The organism is Mixta calida, from assembly GCF_002953215.1.
GTDB lineage: Bacteria > Pseudomonadota > Gammaproteobacteria > Enterobacterales > Enterobacteriaceae > Mixta > Mixta calida.
In genome coordinates this window covers 1,640,074-1,657,935 of the sequence record NZ_CP026378.1, presented here as the reverse complement: position 1 = coordinate 1,657,935, position 17,862 = coordinate 1,640,074, and the positions used below count along the sequence as shown (strand labels likewise).

The 17,862-nt window shown below is 55.8% G+C and carries 14 protein-coding genes and 2 pseudogenes; 8 read left to right on the top strand and 8 right to left on the bottom strand.

The window, feature by feature from the left end; all coding sequences use genetic code 11:
* The first annotated feature begins 107 nt into the window (after nucleotides 1-107).
* Both C2E16_RS07770 and C2E16_RS07765 read left to right on the top strand, forming a co-directional pair.
* Nucleotides 108-758, top strand: a complete 651-nt coding sequence (locus C2E16_RS07770; RefSeq protein WP_038626949.1) for a DUF2057 family protein — start codon at nucleotides 108-110, stop codon at nucleotides 756-758.
* Between the two features lie 69 nt (nucleotides 759-827).
* On the top strand, nucleotides 828-1,286 hold the full coding sequence (locus tag C2E16_RS07765) for a methylglyoxal synthase (protein ID WP_038626951.1): 459 nt from the start codon (nucleotides 828-830) through the stop codon (nucleotides 1,284-1,286).
* 19 nt (nucleotides 1,287-1,305) lie between these two features.
* Here C2E16_RS07765 and helD read toward each other — a convergent pair whose 3' ends face one another.
* A complete protein-coding gene (gene helD, locus C2E16_RS07760; RefSeq protein WP_038626954.1) occupies nucleotides 1,306-3,360 on the bottom strand; it encodes a DNA helicase IV in 2,055 nt (684 codons plus the stop codon).
* A 135-nt stretch (nucleotides 3,361-3,495) separates the two neighbouring features.
* Between helD and C2E16_RS07755 the strand changes: the two genes are divergently transcribed.
* Together C2E16_RS07755 and yccS are read left to right on the top strand one after the other, a co-directional pair.
* A complete protein-coding gene (locus C2E16_RS07755) occupies nucleotides 3,496-3,942 on the top strand; it encodes a YccF domain-containing protein (RefSeq protein ID WP_038626956.1) in 447 nt (148 codons plus the stop codon).
* A gap of 12 nt (nucleotides 3,943-3,954) precedes the next feature.
* Nucleotides 3,955-6,098: pseudogene (yccS, locus tag C2E16_RS07750) on the top strand (YccS family putative transporter).
* Here the strand turns inward: yccS and C2E16_RS07745 are convergent.
* Nucleotides 6,095-6,712, bottom strand: a complete 618-nt coding sequence (locus C2E16_RS07745; protein WP_038626960.1) for a TfoX/Sxy family DNA transformation protein — start codon at nucleotides 6,710-6,712, stop codon at nucleotides 6,095-6,097. The pseudogene yccS and the gene C2E16_RS07745 sit on opposite strands and share 4 nt — an antisense overlap.
* Nucleotides 6,713-6,922: 210 nt before the next feature.
* On the opposite strand from C2E16_RS07745, the gene sulA reads away from it, so the two are divergent.
* Both sulA and ompA read left to right on the top strand, forming a co-directional pair.
* Nucleotides 6,923-7,432 carry an SOS-induced cell division inhibitor SulA gene (gene sulA / locus C2E16_RS07740; RefSeq protein ID WP_038626962.1) on the top strand — a complete coding sequence of 170 codons (510 nt, stop codon included), beginning with the start codon at nucleotides 6,923-6,925 and terminating at the stop codon, nucleotides 7,430-7,432.
* Nucleotides 7,433-7,783: 351 nt separating this feature from the next.
* A complete protein-coding gene (gene ompA / locus C2E16_RS07735; protein ID WP_038626964.1) occupies nucleotides 7,784-8,857 on the top strand; it encodes a porin OmpA in 1,074 nt (357 codons plus the stop codon).
* A 90-nt stretch (nucleotides 8,858-8,947) separates the two neighbouring features.
* On the opposite strand, the gene matP is transcribed toward ompA, so the two are convergent.
* The gene (gene matP, locus C2E16_RS07730; protein ID WP_038626966.1) at nucleotides 8,948-9,409 is read right to left on the bottom strand and encodes a macrodomain Ter protein MatP; all 462 of its coding nucleotides are present in this window, start codon (nucleotides 9,407-9,409) and stop codon (nucleotides 8,948-8,950) included.
* 116 nt (nucleotides 9,410-9,525) lie between these two features.
* On the opposite strand from matP, the pseudogene C2E16_RS07725 reads away from it, so the two are divergent.
* Together C2E16_RS07725 and fabA are read left to right on the top strand one after the other, a co-directional pair.
* Nucleotides 9,526-11,348, top strand: a pseudogene (locus tag C2E16_RS07725) (AAA family ATPase).
* Between the two features lie 67 nt (nucleotides 11,349-11,415).
* Nucleotides 11,416-11,934 (top strand): bifunctional 3-hydroxydecanoyl-ACP dehydratase/trans-2-decenoyl-ACP isomerase, encoded by a 519-nt coding sequence (fabA, locus tag C2E16_RS07720; RefSeq protein ID WP_038626971.1) that lies wholly within the window; start codon nucleotides 11,416-11,418, stop codon nucleotides 11,932-11,934.
* Nucleotides 11,935-11,993: 59 nt separating this feature from the next.
* Here the strand turns inward: fabA and rmf are convergent, their stop codons facing one another.
* From rmf to C2E16_RS07695, 5 genes are all read right to left on the bottom strand, one after another.
* On the bottom strand, nucleotides 11,994-12,176 hold the full coding sequence (gene rmf, locus C2E16_RS07715; protein WP_071883689.1) for a ribosome modulation factor: 183 nt from the start codon (nucleotides 12,174-12,176) through the stop codon (nucleotides 11,994-11,996).
* Nucleotides 12,177-12,442: 266 nt separating this feature from the next.
* Nucleotides 12,443-13,024, bottom strand: coding sequence for a membrane integrity-associated transporter subunit PqiC (gene pqiC, locus C2E16_RS07710; RefSeq protein WP_038626973.1), 582 nt, complete (start codon nucleotides 13,022-13,024; stop codon nucleotides 12,443-12,445).
* Nucleotides 13,021-14,664 (bottom strand): intermembrane transport protein PqiB, encoded by a 1,644-nt coding sequence (gene pqiB / locus C2E16_RS07705; protein WP_038626976.1) that lies wholly within the window; start codon nucleotides 14,662-14,664, stop codon nucleotides 13,021-13,023. The genes pqiC and pqiB overlap by 4 nt, the downstream gene beginning before the upstream one ends.
* On the bottom strand, nucleotides 14,651-15,919 hold the full coding sequence (gene pqiA / locus C2E16_RS07700) for a membrane integrity-associated transporter subunit PqiA (protein WP_038626979.1): 1,269 nt from the start codon (nucleotides 15,917-15,919) through the stop codon (nucleotides 14,651-14,653). The genes pqiB and pqiA overlap by 14 nt, the downstream gene beginning before the upstream one ends.
* Nucleotides 15,920-15,933: 14 nt before the next feature.
* Nucleotides 15,934-17,859: an ABC transporter ATP-binding protein gene (locus C2E16_RS07695; RefSeq protein ID WP_038626982.1), complete on the bottom strand. Its 1,926-nt coding sequence runs from the start codon at nucleotides 17,857-17,859 to the stop codon at nucleotides 15,934-15,936.
* Nucleotides 17,860-17,862: the final 3 nt, after the last annotated feature.

Sequence of the window (17,862 nt, the reverse complement as noted above, 5' to 3'; positions counted from 1 at the left end):
TAGCGATTCAGGGCACAAAATAATATGTTAAAATGTTAACACAATGCCATAATGTAAGAATTTGATACATTCACTGCCGGATTTCCCGTGCGCCTTTTGGAGAAATAATGAAGCTGCGTTTGATCTGCTCAGGCTTGCTTGCGTTGCTGTTCGCAACATCCTGTTATGCGACTACGCTCAGGCTCGATCCCGATATCGATTTGCTGGTGCTGGACGGACGCAAAATTTCAGGCTCACTGCTTAAGGGCGCCGAAGGGTTGGAACTGGACAATGGAGAGCATCAGCTGCTGTTCCGTGTTGAAAAAACAGTTGGCTTGACGCACGGCGGCGCACGCCGCAGCTATATTTCCGATCCGCTGATCGTAACTTTTATCGCCAATGCAAAATCTATTTCCGTGCGCCTGCCGCAGCTTGACTCCCTGCATGATCGCCGCCTGTTTGATAAAAACAGCACCTTTATCATGGTCGATGAAAAAGGCCAGACGGTGCCCAGCCGCCGCGATCGCCTTCCCTTACATGACGGGCAGCAGACCGATCTGGAAAAAGCGTTAATGGCATATAACCGCAGCGGCCAGAGCGCCTCGGTGCCGCGCTTTGCGCAACAGCCGCCCTTAAGCGTCAGACAGCAAAAGTTTCCGATCGATGTCGTCGGCGCTAACCTGCCTGCCGAACCCCTTTTACAGCTGTGGTTTCATCAGGTCGACAGCGCCACGCGTCAACGCCTGCTGAGATGGATGAAGGCGCTACGGGCAAGTTGATGTTTACTGCCCGGCAAAGGTAAACTCGGTCTGATTCCTTTTTTGACCTTATCTCAACAGGATGCCTGAATGGAGCAGACCAGCCGTACTCTTGCCGAAGCGAAAAAAATTGCCCTGGTGGCGCATGACCACTGTAAATCCTCTCTGCTTGAGTGGGTCAGCCAGCATAAAGCATTGCTCAGCGCGCATACGCTCTACGCGACCGGCACCACCGGAAACCTGATCCAGCGAGAAACCGGTCTTGAGGTGAATGCGATGCTCAGCGGTCCGATGGGCGGCGACCAGCAGGTCGGCGCGCTGATTGCCGAGGGGAAAATCGATATGCTGATTTTCTTCTGGGACCCGTTGAACGCGGTGCCGCACGATCCTGACGTAAAAGCGCTGCTGCGTCTGGCGACAGTATGGAATATTCCTACCGCTACCAACCGTTCCACCGCCGATTTCCTGATCAACTCGCCGCTGTTTAGCCAGACCGTCGCGATTCAGATCCCCGATTATCAAAATTATCTGCACGCGCGCCTGAAATAACTTATCTGTTGCGCCGGGCTTATGGTTTACGCAATAGCGGAACGCCCAGGCGCTTGAACACCTCTACAAATACCGATGGCTGCTGCCGATTATAGAGCAGCCATACCTGCTGTTTCGCCCGCGTCAGCGCAACATAGGCCAGCCTGCGCTCTTCCGCGTCAGGAAAATCTTCTGTCGGGGGTAACAGTCCCTCTTCCAGCACCGTTTCACGCGCAGCGGCGGGAAAGCCATCGTTGCCCGCCTGCAGGCCAAGCACAATCACATAGTCCGCCTGCTGCCCTTTACTGGCGTGAATGGTCATAAAATCGAGGTGAAGCTTTGGCCAGCGCGTTTTGGCTTTGCTCAGCAACGCGGGCCGCAGATGATGATAACGTCCCAGCAGCAGTACGCGCTCCTCTGGCCGGGCATAGCCGCTGATTTTATCCAGCAGCTCCTCCAGCCTGTCGTCAGGCAGCAGCGAGATCGCCTTTTTATTGCCTTTCGTCACGCTGTTCAGCGGTTTTACCAGCTGATGCGGATTTTCCTGCACAAAACGCGTTGCGATATCGCCGATGCGATCGTTAAAACGCCAGGTAGTATCCAGCACGCAACGGTCGCCTTCGCCAAAATAGTGATGGAAAGCGGTTGTCAGGCTCATTTCCGCACCGCTGAAGCGATAAATCGCCTGGCAGTCATCGCCAACGGCAAACAGACTGGTTTGCCGGTTTTGCTTGCGCAGCGCGGCCAGCAGCGCCGCTCTCTGCGGTGAGATATCCTGAAATTCATCCACCAGAATGTGCTTCCAGGGGCTGATAAAGCGCCCTTTCTCCAGTAGATTAATCGCCTGATGCATCAGACCGGAAAAGTCGACAGCGCCCTCTTCTTTCAGAGCGCTTTTCCAGGCCTTCAGCAGCGGCGCCATCAGCTTTATGCGTTTAGCGAAGCTGTCGCGCACCGCTTCAGGCGCATCGGCGATCATCGCCGCCTGGGCGCCGCCATGCATACGCATCAGGCCAAGCCAGCGTTCCAGTCGGCTGGCGAGGCGTTGGGTCAGCATCTCGTCCTGCCAGAAATCGCCTTCCGGCACCGTCCACGCCAGCTCTTCCGTCAACCACTGTCGCCAGCCGCTGGCATGGGCTTTTTTCTCGGCGCACTGCTGACGCCAGGTTTCGATCAGCAGCTGCCGTCGCGCCGCATCGTCGCTTTCCAGTCGGGAGATGGTCGGCTGCTTGTTGCTGCCTTCACGAATAATGTGCAACGCCAGCGCATGAAAGGTACGCGCTTCGATATTCTCATTTTGCAGGCGCGTTTTAATACGCTGGTTCATCTCTTCCGCCGCTTCGCGGCCAAACGCCAATAGCAGAATCTGCTGCGGCTGCGCCTGCTGACGCAGCAGCAGCCAGCCCGCACGCGCTACCAGCACCGAGGTTTTGCCGGTGCCAGCGCCCGCCAGCACCAGCAGCGCATCTTCGCCATTGACCACGGCGCGCGCCTGCGCCGCATTAAGCGGCGTCGATTCCACCGTCGCAAAAAAATCCGCATGCTGTTCCAGCATATGATCAGTCCAGAGCGCATTACGCTGGGTCAGCATCGCTTCGCCCCTGCGCAGCCACTGTAAACACTGCTGACAGAGATCACGGCAATTATCGAAGCCGTCGAGACGGGCAACCGGCATCGGCAATGCGCTGAACGCCTCTTCTATTTTCGCCTGCATCCGCGCCAGCTCGCTTCGCTTCAGCCAGCGGTCCTGCGCTTCGGTTTGCTGTAGCTCCGCAATCAGCCCGGTCAACACCTGCGCGCTGATGTCGCTCATCTCCGCGCTCCACTGTTGCCATGCCTGCGTCAGATAGTGGTAAAAACGCTGCGTTTCCTGCCACTCCGTACCGTGCAGCCGCACCACCTTTTCATCCGGCAAAGTGAACTCCAGCTCACCCCAGATCATCCCGCGTTTGCATCTAATATCCAGCAGCTTATTAAACGGGATCAGATACTCATGTTTTTCACCGCTGACTTCCACTCCGGCGCTGAGCAGACGTACCCGATTATAAGGATGCTGCGCCAGATGTTTGCCAAGCGAGGTTGCTTTTAATTCCATGCGTGATAACCAAAGGTATGCAGATTCTGTTGGTTGCTAGTCTACCGGTCCGCAGTTTACCGCTCCACCGTTAAAACAGGTTACAATCAAACGCTGCTATCTTTGATTCATTCCGTTTTTCTGAAGGAAGCCGTAATGCGTACCGTTTTGAATATCCTTAATTTCGTGCTGGGTGGCTTCTTTACCACGCTGAGCTGGCTGTTCGCTACTCTGGTCAGCATTGTTCTGATCTTTACTCTGCCGTTAACACGCTCCTGCTGGGAGATCACCAAACTCTCGCTGGTGCCCTATGGCAATGAGGCGGTGCATGTTGACGAGCTGCGCCCGGACCAACGCAACGCGTTGCTGAACACCGGCGGCACCTTGCTGAATATCCTGTGGTTTATCTTCTTCGGCTGGTGGCTCTGCATTTCCCATATTATGGTCGGGATCGCGCAGTGCATCTCAATTATCGGGATACCGGTCGGCATCGCTAACTTCAAGCTGGCGGCGATCGCGCTCTGGCCAGTTGGTCGTCGCGTGGTTTCCACCGAAGAAGCGCGCGCCGCGCGCGAAGCTAACGCACGCCGTCGCTATCAGTAAGGTGACCACGCTATGACAGCGCTGACCGCAGGTTTACGTCGCTATACTGCCAACAGCACCGGGTTATATTTAACCCGCATTTTCCTTGCGCTGGCGGGAGCAGCCGCCTTTCCCTGGTGGCTCCAGCAAATTATCTGGACACTGCCGCTGACGCTCGGCGTGGTCGCCGCCGCGCTGGCCGACCTGGACGATCGTTTCACCGGTCGCCTGCGCAATCTTTTAATTACCCTGCTCTGCTTCTGTATCGCTTCGGTCTCGGTAGAGCTGCTTTTCCCCATCCCTGGTTATTTATCATCGGGCTGGCGATCTCCGCCTGGGGATTTATTTTGTTGGGCGCGCTTGGGCAACGTTACGCCACCATCGCTTTCGGCGCGCTATTGATCGCTATCTACACCATGCTGGGCGTTAGCCTGTTTCCGCAATGGTATCTTCAGCCGGCGCTGCTGCTGCTGGGCGCCGTCTGGTATAACCTGCTGACGCTGGTGGGCCATTTGCTGTTCCCTATTCGGCCATTGCAGGAAAACCTGGCGCGCAGCTACAGCCTGCTCGCGCATTACCTTGAAGCCAAAGCCAACCTGTTTGACCCGGATATGGCGGAAAATGACGATCGCGGTCTGGTTGAGGTCGCGATGGCCAACAGCAAGTTGGTGGCGGGGCTTAACGAGACGAAGACTTCGATACAAAGCCGCCTGCGCGGCGATCGGGGTCAACGCGGCACACGGCGTACGCTGCACTATTACTTTGTCGCGCAGGATATTCATGAACGCGCCAGCTCCTCGCACGTTCAGTATCACGCGCTGCGCCAGGAGTGGCGCTACAGCGAAATTCTGTTTCGCTTCCAGCGTCTGCTGACCATGCAGGCCCAGGCCTGCCGTCAGCTTTCCAACGCCATTTTGCTGCGGCAGAGCTATCAGCACGATACCCGCTTCGAGCAGGCGTTCAACCATCTGCAGGCGGCGCTGGAGCGATTGCCTGACACGGCGCAGGATAAAGCGCGGCAGAAAGCGCTGCGCTATTTGCTCAGCAACCTGAAGGCAATTGACGCTCAGCTGGCAACCATTGAATCGGAGCAGGCGCTGGAACAGGCGCATCACGGCGGCAGCGATACGCATCTCTCCAGCGAAGGGCTGACCGGCTGGAGCGATATCCGGCTGCGCATCAGCCGTCACTTAACGCCGGAATCGCCGCTGTTCCGTCATGCGGTGCGCGTGTCGCTGGTGCTTTGCATCGGCTACGCCTTTATTCAGCTCACCGGCCTGGAGCGCGGCTACTGGATTCTGTTGACCAGTCTGTTTGTCTGCCAGCCCGGTTATAACGCTACCCGCCGTCGACTGGCGCTGCGCATTATCGGCACCCTTGCAGGCATTGCTATCGGCCTGCCGGTGCTGTGGCTGGTGCCGTCGGTTGATGGCCAACTGCTGCTGATCGTGCTGTCGGGCGTGCTGTTTTTCGCTTTCCGACAGGTACAGTATGCGCACGCCACCATGTTTATTACGCTGCTGGTGCTGCTCTGCTTTAACCTTCTGGGAGAAGGCTTCGATGTCGCGGTGCCACGCATTGTCGATACGCTGCTCGGCTGCGGCATGGCGTGGCTGGCGGTCAGCTTTATCTGGCCAGACTGGCGCTTCCGGCGGCTGCCAGCCGTCGCGGAAAAGACGTTAACCGCTAACTGCCGCTATCTGGATGCGATCCTGGAGCAGTATCATCAGGGCAAAGATAACCGCCTCGCCTACCGCATAGCCCGACGCGATGCGCATAACGGCGATGCCGAACTGGCTTCAGTAGTCTCTAATCTTTCTACCGAAATGCGGCCCGATCCGCAGCAGCGCGAAGCGGCTTTTCGCCTGCTGTGCCTGAATCACTCATTCCTGAGCTACATCTCCGCGCTTGGGGCGCACCGCGAGAAAATCACGCAGCCAGCGCTGTTGTCGCTGCTGGATGACGCAGTCTGCTATGTTGACGACGTTTTGCAGGTCAATATCATCAGCGAACAGCAGGCTCAGCAAATATTAAGCGATCTCTCTGCGCGCATTAGCCGTTTAGAAAGCGAGGCGGACTCTAAAGGGCAGTTGGTTTTACAACAGATAGGCCTGCTGATCGCCCTTCTTCCCGAAATCGCCCAGCTGAAAAAACAGCTGGCGGTGTCGGGGCGCTAGCCGTGGGGATCTTTGTCCGCGTTCAACGTGTTATAAAACCAGTAACGTAGTTCTTCTTTCACCTCTGCAGGCAGCGCCGCCTGGTGACGTCCAGATATGGCGCCCTGCAGAGCCAGCAAGCAGTTCAGCCCCAGAGACTGATTAAGGGCGCGCAGACGTAGCCAGCAGTCTTTTGCGCCCGCCTCGCGCAAAGCATGAACGCTGTCGATGCCGATTTCCCGCAGTAATATTTCCATGCGAATGCCCATATTGGGCAAATCTTTAACGCGCAGGTTGTTCTGCCGTTCATTTTTCTGTCGTCGCGCCAACGCCAGCGCTGACTTTGACAGTTTTATCAGCAGCGGCTGATCGTTCCACACCACGTCATCAATGCGGTAATAGTGCAGCGTCACCGGCATCCCTTTTTTATTAATTACCAGTGGCGGTAGCGACTGTTTACTGAGGTAGCTGGCCATCGTGTCACTGGCGCGCAAATAAAGCTCTCCCTCGGTAATTAATGCGAATACCACCTTTTCTACCGCCAGGCTGTAACCGCCAAACTGAGAACGAACGGTAATATTCCCTAATGCCGCCAGCTGCGCTTTTGACTGGGCAATCCGTTGATGCGAATTCATACGTGGCTCCTTTTCCTTAAGAAACTGTGACTAACCCCCTGTTTTGTATCAGCTAAAAACATAGGCAATTCTGATTAATGGTTCAATTGCTAAATCAGCTTTCATCTATTTGCATATTAAAAGTGCGAGACGTTTTCAAAAATTGAGGTTGATCTTAACCCGCCATCGCATTACTGTATATCCATACAGTAACCACGTGAGCTGATAATCATGCGTACTCATTTACTGAAGTCCTCTTTTGCCTCTTCTTCTCTGGCTGGCCATTCGCGCGTTGCGCTGTCTTCATCAACGCTGACAACCGGTTGGATTAGCGAACTGAGCTACAGTGAAGCGCAACCTGGCCTGACGCAACTGCTGCTGCTGCCGCTCTTACAGCAACTCGGCACTCAGGCGCGCTGGCAGCTTTGGTTAACGCCGCCCCAGAAGATCAGTCGACACTGGCTGAAATCATCGGGCCTGCCGCTGAATAAGATGATGCAAATGTCCTACCATCAGGGTTTCAGTACAGTGGAGGCGATGGTAAAAGCGCTGCAAACGGGTAATTACAGCGTAGTGCTTGGATGGATTACGAAGGATATTAGTGAAAGTGAGCGTCGTCAGCTCGAAGAAGCGGCTTCTGTCGGTCAGGCGCTTGGACTGATTATGCGTCCCCAATCGGTCGCTTCGTCACTTGACGGACAAAAAAACCGGCTGAAAATTCACTCAACTTTGTATCATTAAGTAAATATAAGATAAATCTCAGCTAAAAACAGGCAGTTCTCTCTGATAACCCGCTGATTCTACTCTGACGCGGCTGAGCCTTGCTTTCGCCGCGTCAGATAAGCCTTTTTTTGCCGCTAAAAACCGTGTTGGATGTTAAATTTTGTGTATGAAACATCCTTTTTTTGCAGACCGGGCTCACATCTTACTTGTAAGTTTCTCGCCACGTTGTAGACTTTATCTCGCCAGGGTGCTCAATAACCTCCGTTTTCCGGTAGAGTAATAATCGAGCAAAAGGACCCGGCGAAGGATTACAACCAAGAGCTTAGTTTTAAGCTCCTTGCCTATTTGGATGATAACGAGGCGCAAAAAATGAAAAAGACAGCTATCGCAATTGCAGTGGCACTGGCTGGCTTCGCTACCGTAGCGCAGGCCGCTCCGAAAGATGACACCTGGTACACCGGTGCTAAACTGGGCTGGTCTCAGTATCACGATACTGGTTACTACGGTAACAACTATGTAAATAACGATGGCCCGACTCACGAAAGCCAGCTGGGCGCTGGTGCATTCGTTGGTTATCAGGCTAATCCTTATCTGGGCTTCGAGCTGGGTTACGACTGGCTCGGCCGTATGCCGAACAAAGGCGATGCAGTAAACGGCGCTTTTAAAGCACAGGGCATCCAGCTGGCAGCGAAACTGAGCTACCCGATTATGGATGATCTGGACGTGTACACCCGTCTGGGTGGCATGGTATGGCGCGCTGACTCCACTCAGCACGTTGTAGGCACCAACATCAGCCGCAACGACCACGACACCGGCGTTTCTCCGCTGGCTGCTGTAGGTGTTGAGTATGCGCTGAACAAAAACTGGGCGACTCGCCTGGACTACCAGTGGGTTAACAACATCGGTGACGCTGGTACCGTTGGCACCCGTCCTGACAACGCCATGCTGAGCCTGGGCCTGTCCTACCGTTTCGGTCAGGATGACGCGGCTGCTCCGGTTGTTGCTCCGACCCCGGCTCCGGCTCCGGTTGTTGAAACCAAGCACTTCACTCTGAAATCAGACGTGCTGTTCAACTTCAACAAAGCGACCCTGAAAGGCGAAGGCCAGCAGGCGCTGGATCAGCTGTACTCTCAGCTGAGCTCAATGGATCCGAAAGACGGTTCCGTTGTTGTTCTGGGCTACACTGACCGCATCGGTTCAGAGCAGTACAACCAGAAACTGTCTGAGAAACGCGCTCAGTCCGTGGTTGACTACCTGGTATCTAAAGGTATCCCGGCTGACAAGATCTCTGCACGTGGCATGGGTGAATCTAACCCGGTTACCGGCAACACCTGTGACAGCGTGAAAGGCCGTAACGCCCTGATCGACTGCCTGGGTCCGGACCGTCGCGTAGAAATCGAAGTTAAAGGTCTGAAAGACGTTGTTACTCAGCCGCAGGCTTAAGTAATACGTTAAAAAACCCCGCTCAGGCGGGGTTTTTTTATGGGTGAAAAACAGTAAAAAGCGAGGTATAACTGAATGAAGGCCCAAGAATTAACTGACGTCATCCTTTCCCAGAATCGCCTGCAAGTCCTGTCGTAACGAAGACATCTGGCTGGCATATTTCTCTTTACGCTCTGCATCTTCAATAAGCTGGACGATAGTTTCAGACAGCGTGCTGCTGCGGCGCTGCGCCAGCCCCGCCAGCCTTTGCCATACCAGATATTCCAGGTCGATGGATTTTTTACGCGTATGCTGATGCTCAGCGTTAAAATGGCGTTTACGCCGTGCGCGGATCGTCTGCTTCATACGATTTTCCAGTGCCGGATTGATATGTTGTTCAATCCATTTCAGCACGTCTATCGGATGGCTTTCCATGGCCAGCAACGCTTTAACGGCTTCCTGGGCGGCGCTGATTTCCACGTATCGGGTGATCGGTTCACCCTCCCGGTGCTTTTTCACCAGGTATTTCCATTTCCATCCGCTTTCAAGGTTTTCCAGCTGCTGATATTTCATCGGAATCTCATCATGCGCAGGTAACAAACTAAGAATAACAGTTTTTTTCTTTCTTGAGACAGAGAAAGGCGTAACGCCAGCTTCGCAGGCTCCCGCTTTCATTCAGAATCGGTGAGATCTCTGCCGTGCGTAACAACCTGAAAAGCTGTATAATCGCGCTTTTCATTAATACAAGACAAATACGATTACTTTGACCAGCAACCGACTTGCATGGCAGGCGCTACAGCCTGATGCCGAGAGCTTCCAGCCCCTTTTTTCCAGCGTTTTTAGCGATGACGGCAGCGATATTCTACCGGAGATTCAGCCTCGCCTGTTTGATGCAGCAAACCTGCTGCAGCGCAGCAGCGCGCCTTTTCCACTGATGCTGATTCGCTGTGCTGAAAACAGTGAAAATCTGTCGTTGCTGGCGCAGACATTACAGCATAACAGAGGGAAGAAGAAAGCACTTTACGGCGGTAACTATCTGATAAATGACGATCAGATTAGCTGGCAACCTGCGCAAAGCTCAGATGAGCCATTTGCCAGCTGCGGCGAAGTGCAGTTTGCCGACTGGATCGAACCTGAGCAGCTGTTTGGCTGCGTGCGGCTGTTCGCACAGCGCATTAGTCTGCAACCGGGCCTGATTCATCGCGCCAACGGCGGCGTTCTTCTGCTTTCGCTGCGCGCCGTGCTGGCGCAACCGCTGATGTGGCTCCGTCTGAAGCAGATCGTGATGCAGCGCCGTTTCGACTGGCTGTCGCCTGATGAAACGCGTCCGCTGCCCGTCGCCATTCCCTCAATGCCGATGCAGCTCAAGCTGGTGCTTTGCGGCGATCGCGAAGCGATGGCCGACTTCCAGGAAATGGAGCCTGAGCTGACGTCGCTGGCTATTTACAGCGAGTATGAAGAAAGCCTGCGAGTGGAAGACCAGGAAGATATGGCGCTGTGGTGCCGCTGGGTCACGGCGCTGTCGCGTCAGGCGGCGCTGCCCGCTATCGAGGCCGATTTCTGGCCGCTCCTGCTGCGCGAATCGGCGCGCTACAGCGGCGATCAGGATATGCTGCCGCTCTGCCCCGCCTGGCTTGGAAGACAGCTGCGCGAGGCGGCGCAGTATGGCGAAAAACTCGACGCGGAAGCGCTGCAGGCGGCGCTCGACGCCCGCAGCTGGCGGGAAAACTATCTGCCAGAGCAGATGCGTGACGAAATACTGCTCGATCAGATCCTGATCGACACCGAAGGCGCGGTGGTCGGACAGATTAACGGTCTGTCAGTGATTGAATTCCCTGGTCATCCACGCGCGTTTGGCGAACCTTCACGCATCAGCTGCGTAGTGCACGTCGGCGACGGCGAGTTTACCGACGTTGAGCGCAAGGCTGAACTGGGCGGCAATATTCACGCTAAGGGCATGATGATCATGCAGGCGTTTCTGATCGCTGAACTCGAACTCGATCAGCAACTGCCTTTCTCCGCCTCGCTGGTTTTTGAACAATCCTATTCGGAAGTTGACGGCGACAGCGCCTCGCTTGCCGAACTTTGCGCGTTGATCAGCGCCCTGGCGGAACAGCCTGTCAATCAGCAGATCGCCGTGACCGGGTCGGTCGATCAGTTTGGTCATGTTCAGCCAGTAGGCGGACTGAATGAAAAAATCGAAGGATTTTTCGAGGTTTGCCAGCAGCGTGGTCTGACGGGTCATCAGGGCGTGATTATTCCGGCAGCCAATGTACGTCATCTCTGTTTGCAGCAGGAGGTTGTCGATGCCGTGCGCGACGGTCAGTTCCATATCTGGGCCGTCAATGAGGTTGACGAAGCGCTGCCGCTGCTGACCGGCGTCGAGTGGAAAAAAGAGAATGCGCCCTGCCTGCTGCAAACTATTCAGGACCGCATCACAGAATTTAATCAGCAGGAAGCGCGTCAGCGCCCCTGGCCTCTGCGTTGGCTAAACTGGTTTAACCACAGCTGATCGGAGTTGTTCAGCTTACACCTGTTAGCTAACCTTCGTGATTCACTAGAAAAAGGCTTATTGAAACATGGTAGAAAAACGCGAATCCTATACAAAAGAAGATCTCATTGCCTCTGGTCGCGGTGAACTGTTTGGCGCTGAAGGCCCGCCGCTGCCGTCTGGCAATATGCTGATGATGGACCGCGTGGTCAAAATGAGCAAAGAAGGCGGTAACTTTAATAAAGGTTATGTCGAAGCTGAACTGGATATCAATCCTGACCTCTGGTTCTTCGCCTGTCACTTTATTGGCGATCCGGTCATGCCGGGCTGTCTGGGTCTGGATGCGATGTGGCAGCTGGTAGGCTTCTATCTGGGTTGGCTGGGCGCTGAAGGCAAAGGCCGCGCGCTGGGCGTAGGCGAAGTGAAATTTACCGGTCAGGTACTGCCGACGGCGAAAAAAGTGACCTACCGCATTCATTTCAAACGCGTCATTAACCGCAAACTGGTGATGGGCGTAGCGGACGGCGAAGTGCTGGTGGATGGCCATGTGATCTATACCGCCAGCGATTTGAAAGTGGGCCTGTTTAAAGACACCACCGCGTTCTAATCTTCTGCAATAAAAAACCTCCGCTGCCGCGGAGGTTTATCCCTTTTCTGACCAGGCGTTTACGCCATCGTCGCCCCGACGCTGACCGACCTGTCCTCCATGGCTTTTCGCCAACCTCCCAACCAGTGAGACCGAGCCTCAATCATTTGATAAGGGCACATTTCTTTTGAGCGCCCGGTAATGCCTGCCTGATAACCACGTGAGTGTGCCCGTTCCAGGCGGTCTCGTTTCTGTCTCTTCATGCCTCATTTCCCTCATTCAGGTATGGTGGAACTGGTGGAAAGAAAACAATGGTCACAAAATGCGCAACCACATTTCAGTTCTACCCTCATCAGCACGAAAGATCAATGCGCAAATTTCACGCCATTGTCACATGAATACGCTATTTTTAGAGGTTTTCTTAGGGCGTCGCGCGAGCTGCCAGACAACGGATTGATTCTGAAATAAAAAAATTCCGGCCCATACAGCTGAAGCGCCTTATGTAACCGGAATTAATAGTTAAGAATAATTAATTATTTTTTAGCGAAGAAAAGGCCATAGCCATCCGCTGCGCCTCTTGCTGCCAGCCCGCAGCCAGCGTCCTGACCATGGCGTCGTAGCCATCCTCCTGCTGCGGCAGCGTCAGGTTGAAAGCCTGACGCGTGATGCGTCCATTATGCTCCAGCGTCCAGCTGCCGCTAATCACAACCTGTCCATCATAGCGGCCGTGAAAGCCGGTGACGTTTACATTCAGCGTATCGTGCAGTTCGCCCAGCGGCGCGGCGGATATCAGTCGGCCGGGCAGCGCGTTGCTGAGATTGGTGACCAGCGTCTGCTGTAGCTGCTGATCGAGCGGACTGGCCCACAAATTGTTTGCCGCGATAACATACTTCACATCGCTGGTCTGATAGACCACGCCGTTGCCGGCGAGATAATCTGGCACGGCGACCCGCTCAACCCACAGCGGCAACTGCGTCTCCGTCAGCAGCGCGCTCTGCGTCACCGGCGGCGGCGCCGACGTTCCCGTCGGCAGCTGATACATTGTGGTTTTAGTGGTGCTGCTACAGGCGCTGAGCGCCAGAGCCATCGCCAGCGGCATCCATTTCATCATTGTTTCGCCCTCTTCGGCTGCGGGTCCTCGCCCGGTTTCGCTTCAAACACCAGCGCGTTGCTCTTTTGATTGAGCGTTTTCAGTACCGGCTGCAGCTCACGCAGCACCTGATCGAGCCGCTGCATATCGCCTACCAGCTGGTTATAAGCCGGAGAGCCGGGCTGCAAGCCCTTCATGCTGCGATTCAGTTCGCGCAGCGTCTGCTGCATATCCTGCGGCAGCTGCTGCATGGACGGACTGGCGGTGATTTTATTCACATTATCCAGCGTTTTTTGCAGCTCGCGCAGGGTGCGCTGGCTCTCTTTCAGCGTGCCGGTAGCCTGATTAATCATCGGGTTGAGCGGCAGACTATTAATTTTGTCCAGCGCATCCATCAGTTTCTGCTGGATCTGGCTCAGGCCGCCGCTCACGGTCGGAATAATTTCCAGTCCGGCCACTTTATCCGGTCCTTTGTAGGGCGCCGCCTTGTCATAAAAATCGAGATCGATATACAGCGAGCCGGAAAGTAAGTTGCCCGTTTTAAGCGAGGCGCGCAGGCCACGTTTTTTCCCATCTTCAAGGTGCTGTCGGATATCGAAATCGGCGCCCAGACGTTTGATAAAGCGATCGGGTTCGATACGCACCAGCACCGGAATACGGTAGTCGTTGTTCAGCGACTGGTTCCAGCCCGGAACGGTATAAGGCACTTCCGCCACGGTGCCGAGACGAATACCGCGGAATTCGACCGGCGCGCCCGCCTGCAGGCCGCGAATTGAATCGCTGAAGAACATCAGGAAATCGAGATGCGTGCTATAGAGCGAATCCTGAATGCTGCGTTGATCGTCGTAAAGATGATATTCCGCCTTATTTTCCGCCGGTACGCCCAGTTCCCAGCCGTCGGGCACGTCGAAGCTCACGCCGCCGCTGAACAGCGTGGTCAGCGATCCCATTTCGACGCGCATGCCTGAAGCGGACATTTCAACGGCGATGCCGCTGTCTTTCCAGAAGCGCACGTTGGAAGTCACCAGCCGATCGTAAGGCGCGGCGACGAAGAGCTGATACTGCATGGCGCGCTTGTCGGCATCGAAGCTGCTGGTTTCCACCGAGCCGACGCGATAGCCGCGAAACAGCACCGGATCGCCGGGATTCAGCTGGCCCGCTTTGAGACTGTCGAGCACGATACGGATGCCCTTCGCGTCCGGCGGCGCCAGCGGCGGCGCATCCAGCAACTGATAGTGATTCGGCTTTTCGCCTTTGCTACCCGGCTGCAGTTCAATATAGGCGCCGGAAAGCAGCGTGCCGAGGCCGGTGATCCCTTCGCGCCCCACCTGCGGCTTCACCACCCAGAACACGCTGTCTTCATGCAGCAGTTTCTCCATGCCGGCATTCAGACGCGCCTTGATTTCTACGTGATGCAGATCGTCGGTCAGCACCGCGCTCTCCACCACGCCGACATCGACGCTGCGGCTTTTAATCGCGGTTTTGCCGCCCTCAATGCCTTCGGCATTGGTGGTGATCAGGGTAACTTCCGGCCCCTGATGGCTGAAATGATAAAACAGGATCCAGGCACCGATCAGTACGGTGACGATAGGGACTATCCAGACCGGCGACCAGCGTTTGATCTGTTCCACCTTCGCGACGCCGTGATTATTTTCCGTCAAGACTCGACTCCTTCAAATTATTTTCTGGCTCACGATCCCAGGTAAGGCGCGGATCGAACGTCATGGCGGCGAACATCGTCAGAATCACCACTGCTGCAAACAGCAAGGCGCCCACCGCGGGATAAATATTCATTAACTGTCCTATACGCACCAGCGCCGACAGTACGGCAATAACAAAAACATCGATCATCGACCAGCGACCGACAAACTCCACCACCTCATAGACCAGATGCATTTTTTCACTGTCGCGACTGCCGTGGCCGCGCGCATCCCAGCAGAGCCAGCCAATGGCCAGCATTTTCAGCGAGGGCACCATGATACTGGCGATAAAAATCACCAGCGCCACCGGGTAAGAGCCGTCGCTCCAGAGCAGAATAACCCCGGCCATAATGTTGGAACTCATCTTATCGCCCAGCGCTTCGGTCACCATAATCGGCATGATATTGGCAGGGATATAGATAAGGAATGAGGTGAGCAGCAGCGCCATCGTCCACTGCAGGCTATGGCGGCGACGTGCGTAAGCTGCGGTGCCGCAGCGCGTGCAGCGGTAGCGATCGACCGGCAGCACCGCGGTGCAGCACGGACAGGATCGCAATCCCTGGCGCAAACCGCTAATGCCAGCGCGCGGCGCAGAGGAGAACATCGGCTCCGGCGCAATCTGCCGCCAGAGCCAGCGCCGATCGACGCACTGAAAAGCGCGCAGCTGCAACAGGCAGAACAGACACCAGGGCAGGAAACTGCTGCCGATGCCGATATCGCCATAGGCCATCAGCTTGACGAAGCTTACCAGCACGCCAGCGAGAAAAATTTCCGCCATGCCCCAGCTTTTGAGCTGAAACAGAATGCGCGCCATCAGGACGCGCAGCGGCTGCGGCAATGGCAGCGGATTCACCAGCAGCAGGATCGCCACCATACAGAAAGCGGGCACCGCCTGCACAAACAGCAAGAACAGCGTGGCCAGGCTGGCGTAGTCCTCAGAGACCATGACCTGAGGAATTTCCATTAGGGTGATTTCGCTGCTCAGGCCGGAGACATGCATATTGACGAAGGGAAACAGGTTAGCCAGCAACAGCATAAACAACGCGGCCAGCGCATAACCGGAGGGCCGTCTGCGCGGCTCGCTCCAGTTAGCGGTCAGCGTGGTATGACAGCGCGGGCAGCTCGCCTTTTGTCCGGTATTCAGCGGCGGCAGCCGCGTCATCAAATCGCACTGCGGGCAAAGCATCCAGTGTTGCGGGTGTTCAGCTGAACACATACCTACTCCCGATCTCAGGCGCCGTTTTTCAGCGATTCCAGATATTCCCAGCGTTCAAACGCGCTCTCCAGCTGCTGTTCCGCTTCCGCCAGGGCATCCAGCACCGGCTGCGTTTTGTCATGCGGCTGGCTGAAGAAACTGGCGTCCGCCATTTGCGCCTGCAGCTGTTCAATCTGTGTCTCCAGCGCTTCCAGCTGCTGCGGCAGCTGCTCAAGCTCGCGCTGCAGCTTGTAGCTCAGCTTGGCGGCGGGCTGTTTTGCGGCGTCGCTTTTAACCGTATCAACCTTTGCGCTTTTTTCCACCGGCGCTGACGTTTTTAGCGCGACGGCGCGGCTCTGACGGAAAGCGGCGCGCTGCTGCTGCGCGTCGTGATAGCCGCCGACAAAGGCGCCGATTTCGCCGTTGCCTTCAAAAATCCAGCATTCGGTCACGGTGTTGTCGACAAACTGACGATCGTGGCTGACCAGCAGCACGGTACCCTGATAGCCGTCGATCAGCTCTTCCAGCAGCTCCAGCGTTTCGACGTCCAGGTCGTTGGTCGGTTCATCGAGGATCAGCAGGTTGCTGGGCTTCAGGAACAGGCGAGCCAGCAGCAGACGGTTGCGCTCGCCGCCGGAAAGCGCCCGCACCGGCGTCATCGCCCGCTTGGGATGAAACAGGAACTCCTGCAGATAGCCGAGAACGTGGCGCGGCTTGCCGTTGACCATCACTTCCTGTTTGCCTTCGGCGAGGTTATCCATCACCGTGCGATCGGGATCGAGAATGGCGCGATGCTGATCGAAATAGGCGACTTCCAGCTTGCTGCCGCTGTGCACGCGCCCACTGTCCGCCTTAAGCTGGCCCAGCATCAGTTTCAGCAGCGTGGTTTTGCCGCAGCCGTTCGGACCGATCAGCGCAATCTTGTCGCCGCGCTGCACCTGCGCGCTGAAATCTTTCACCAGCTGACGGCCTTCAATGCTGTAGTTGACGTTCTCCAGCTCAAAGACGATTTTGCCGGAGCGCGACGCTTCTTCCACCTGCATCTGCGCTTTGCCCATCACCTCACGGCGTTCTGAGCGCTCGCGGCGCAGCGCCTTCAGCGCGCGCACGCGCCCTTCGTTGCGGGTGCGGCGCGCCTTGATGCCCTGACGAATCCAGACCTCTTCCTGCGCCAGCTTGCGGTCGAATTCGGCATTCTGCATCTCTTCGACGCGCAGCGCCTCTTCTTTACCGGCGAGGTATTTATCATAGTCGCCTGGCCAGGAGACCAGCTTGCCGCGATCGAGATCGACGATGCGCGTCGCCATATTGCGGATAAAGGAACGATCGTGCGAAATAAAGATGATGCTCCCCTGGAAAGTTTTCAGGAATGTTTCCAGCCAGTCGATGGTTTCGATATCCAGGTGGTTGGTCGGCTCATCCAGCAGCAGTACGCGCGGATTGCTGACCAGCGCGCGGCCCAACGCCGCCTTACGCAGCCAGCCGCCCGACAGAGAGGAAAGCTCGACTTCCGGCTGGAGACCGATCTGCTCCAGCACGTCGTTGATGCGTGTCTCCAGCTGCCACAGGTTGTGGTGATCCAGCACCGACTGCAGGCGCGCCATCTCGTTCAGGTTTTTATCGCTGGGATCGTTCATTACTACGTGCGAAATGGCGTGATAGGCTTTCAGATGCTCCGCCTGCTCCGCCACGCCTTCCGCGACGAAATCATAAACCGTGCCGGCAATATTGCGCGGCGGGTCCTGTTGCAGACGCGCCACCACCAGATCCTGCTCATAAATGATGCGACCGTCATCCAGCGGTTGTTCGCCGTTAATGATTTTCATCAGCGTCGATTTACCGGCGCCGTTACGTCCGACCAGACAGACGCGCTCATTCTCTTCGATATGCAGCTCGGTATAGTCCAGCAGCGGCGCATCGCTGAAAGAGAGGTAAGCGTTGTGAATACTAATTAATGACATACG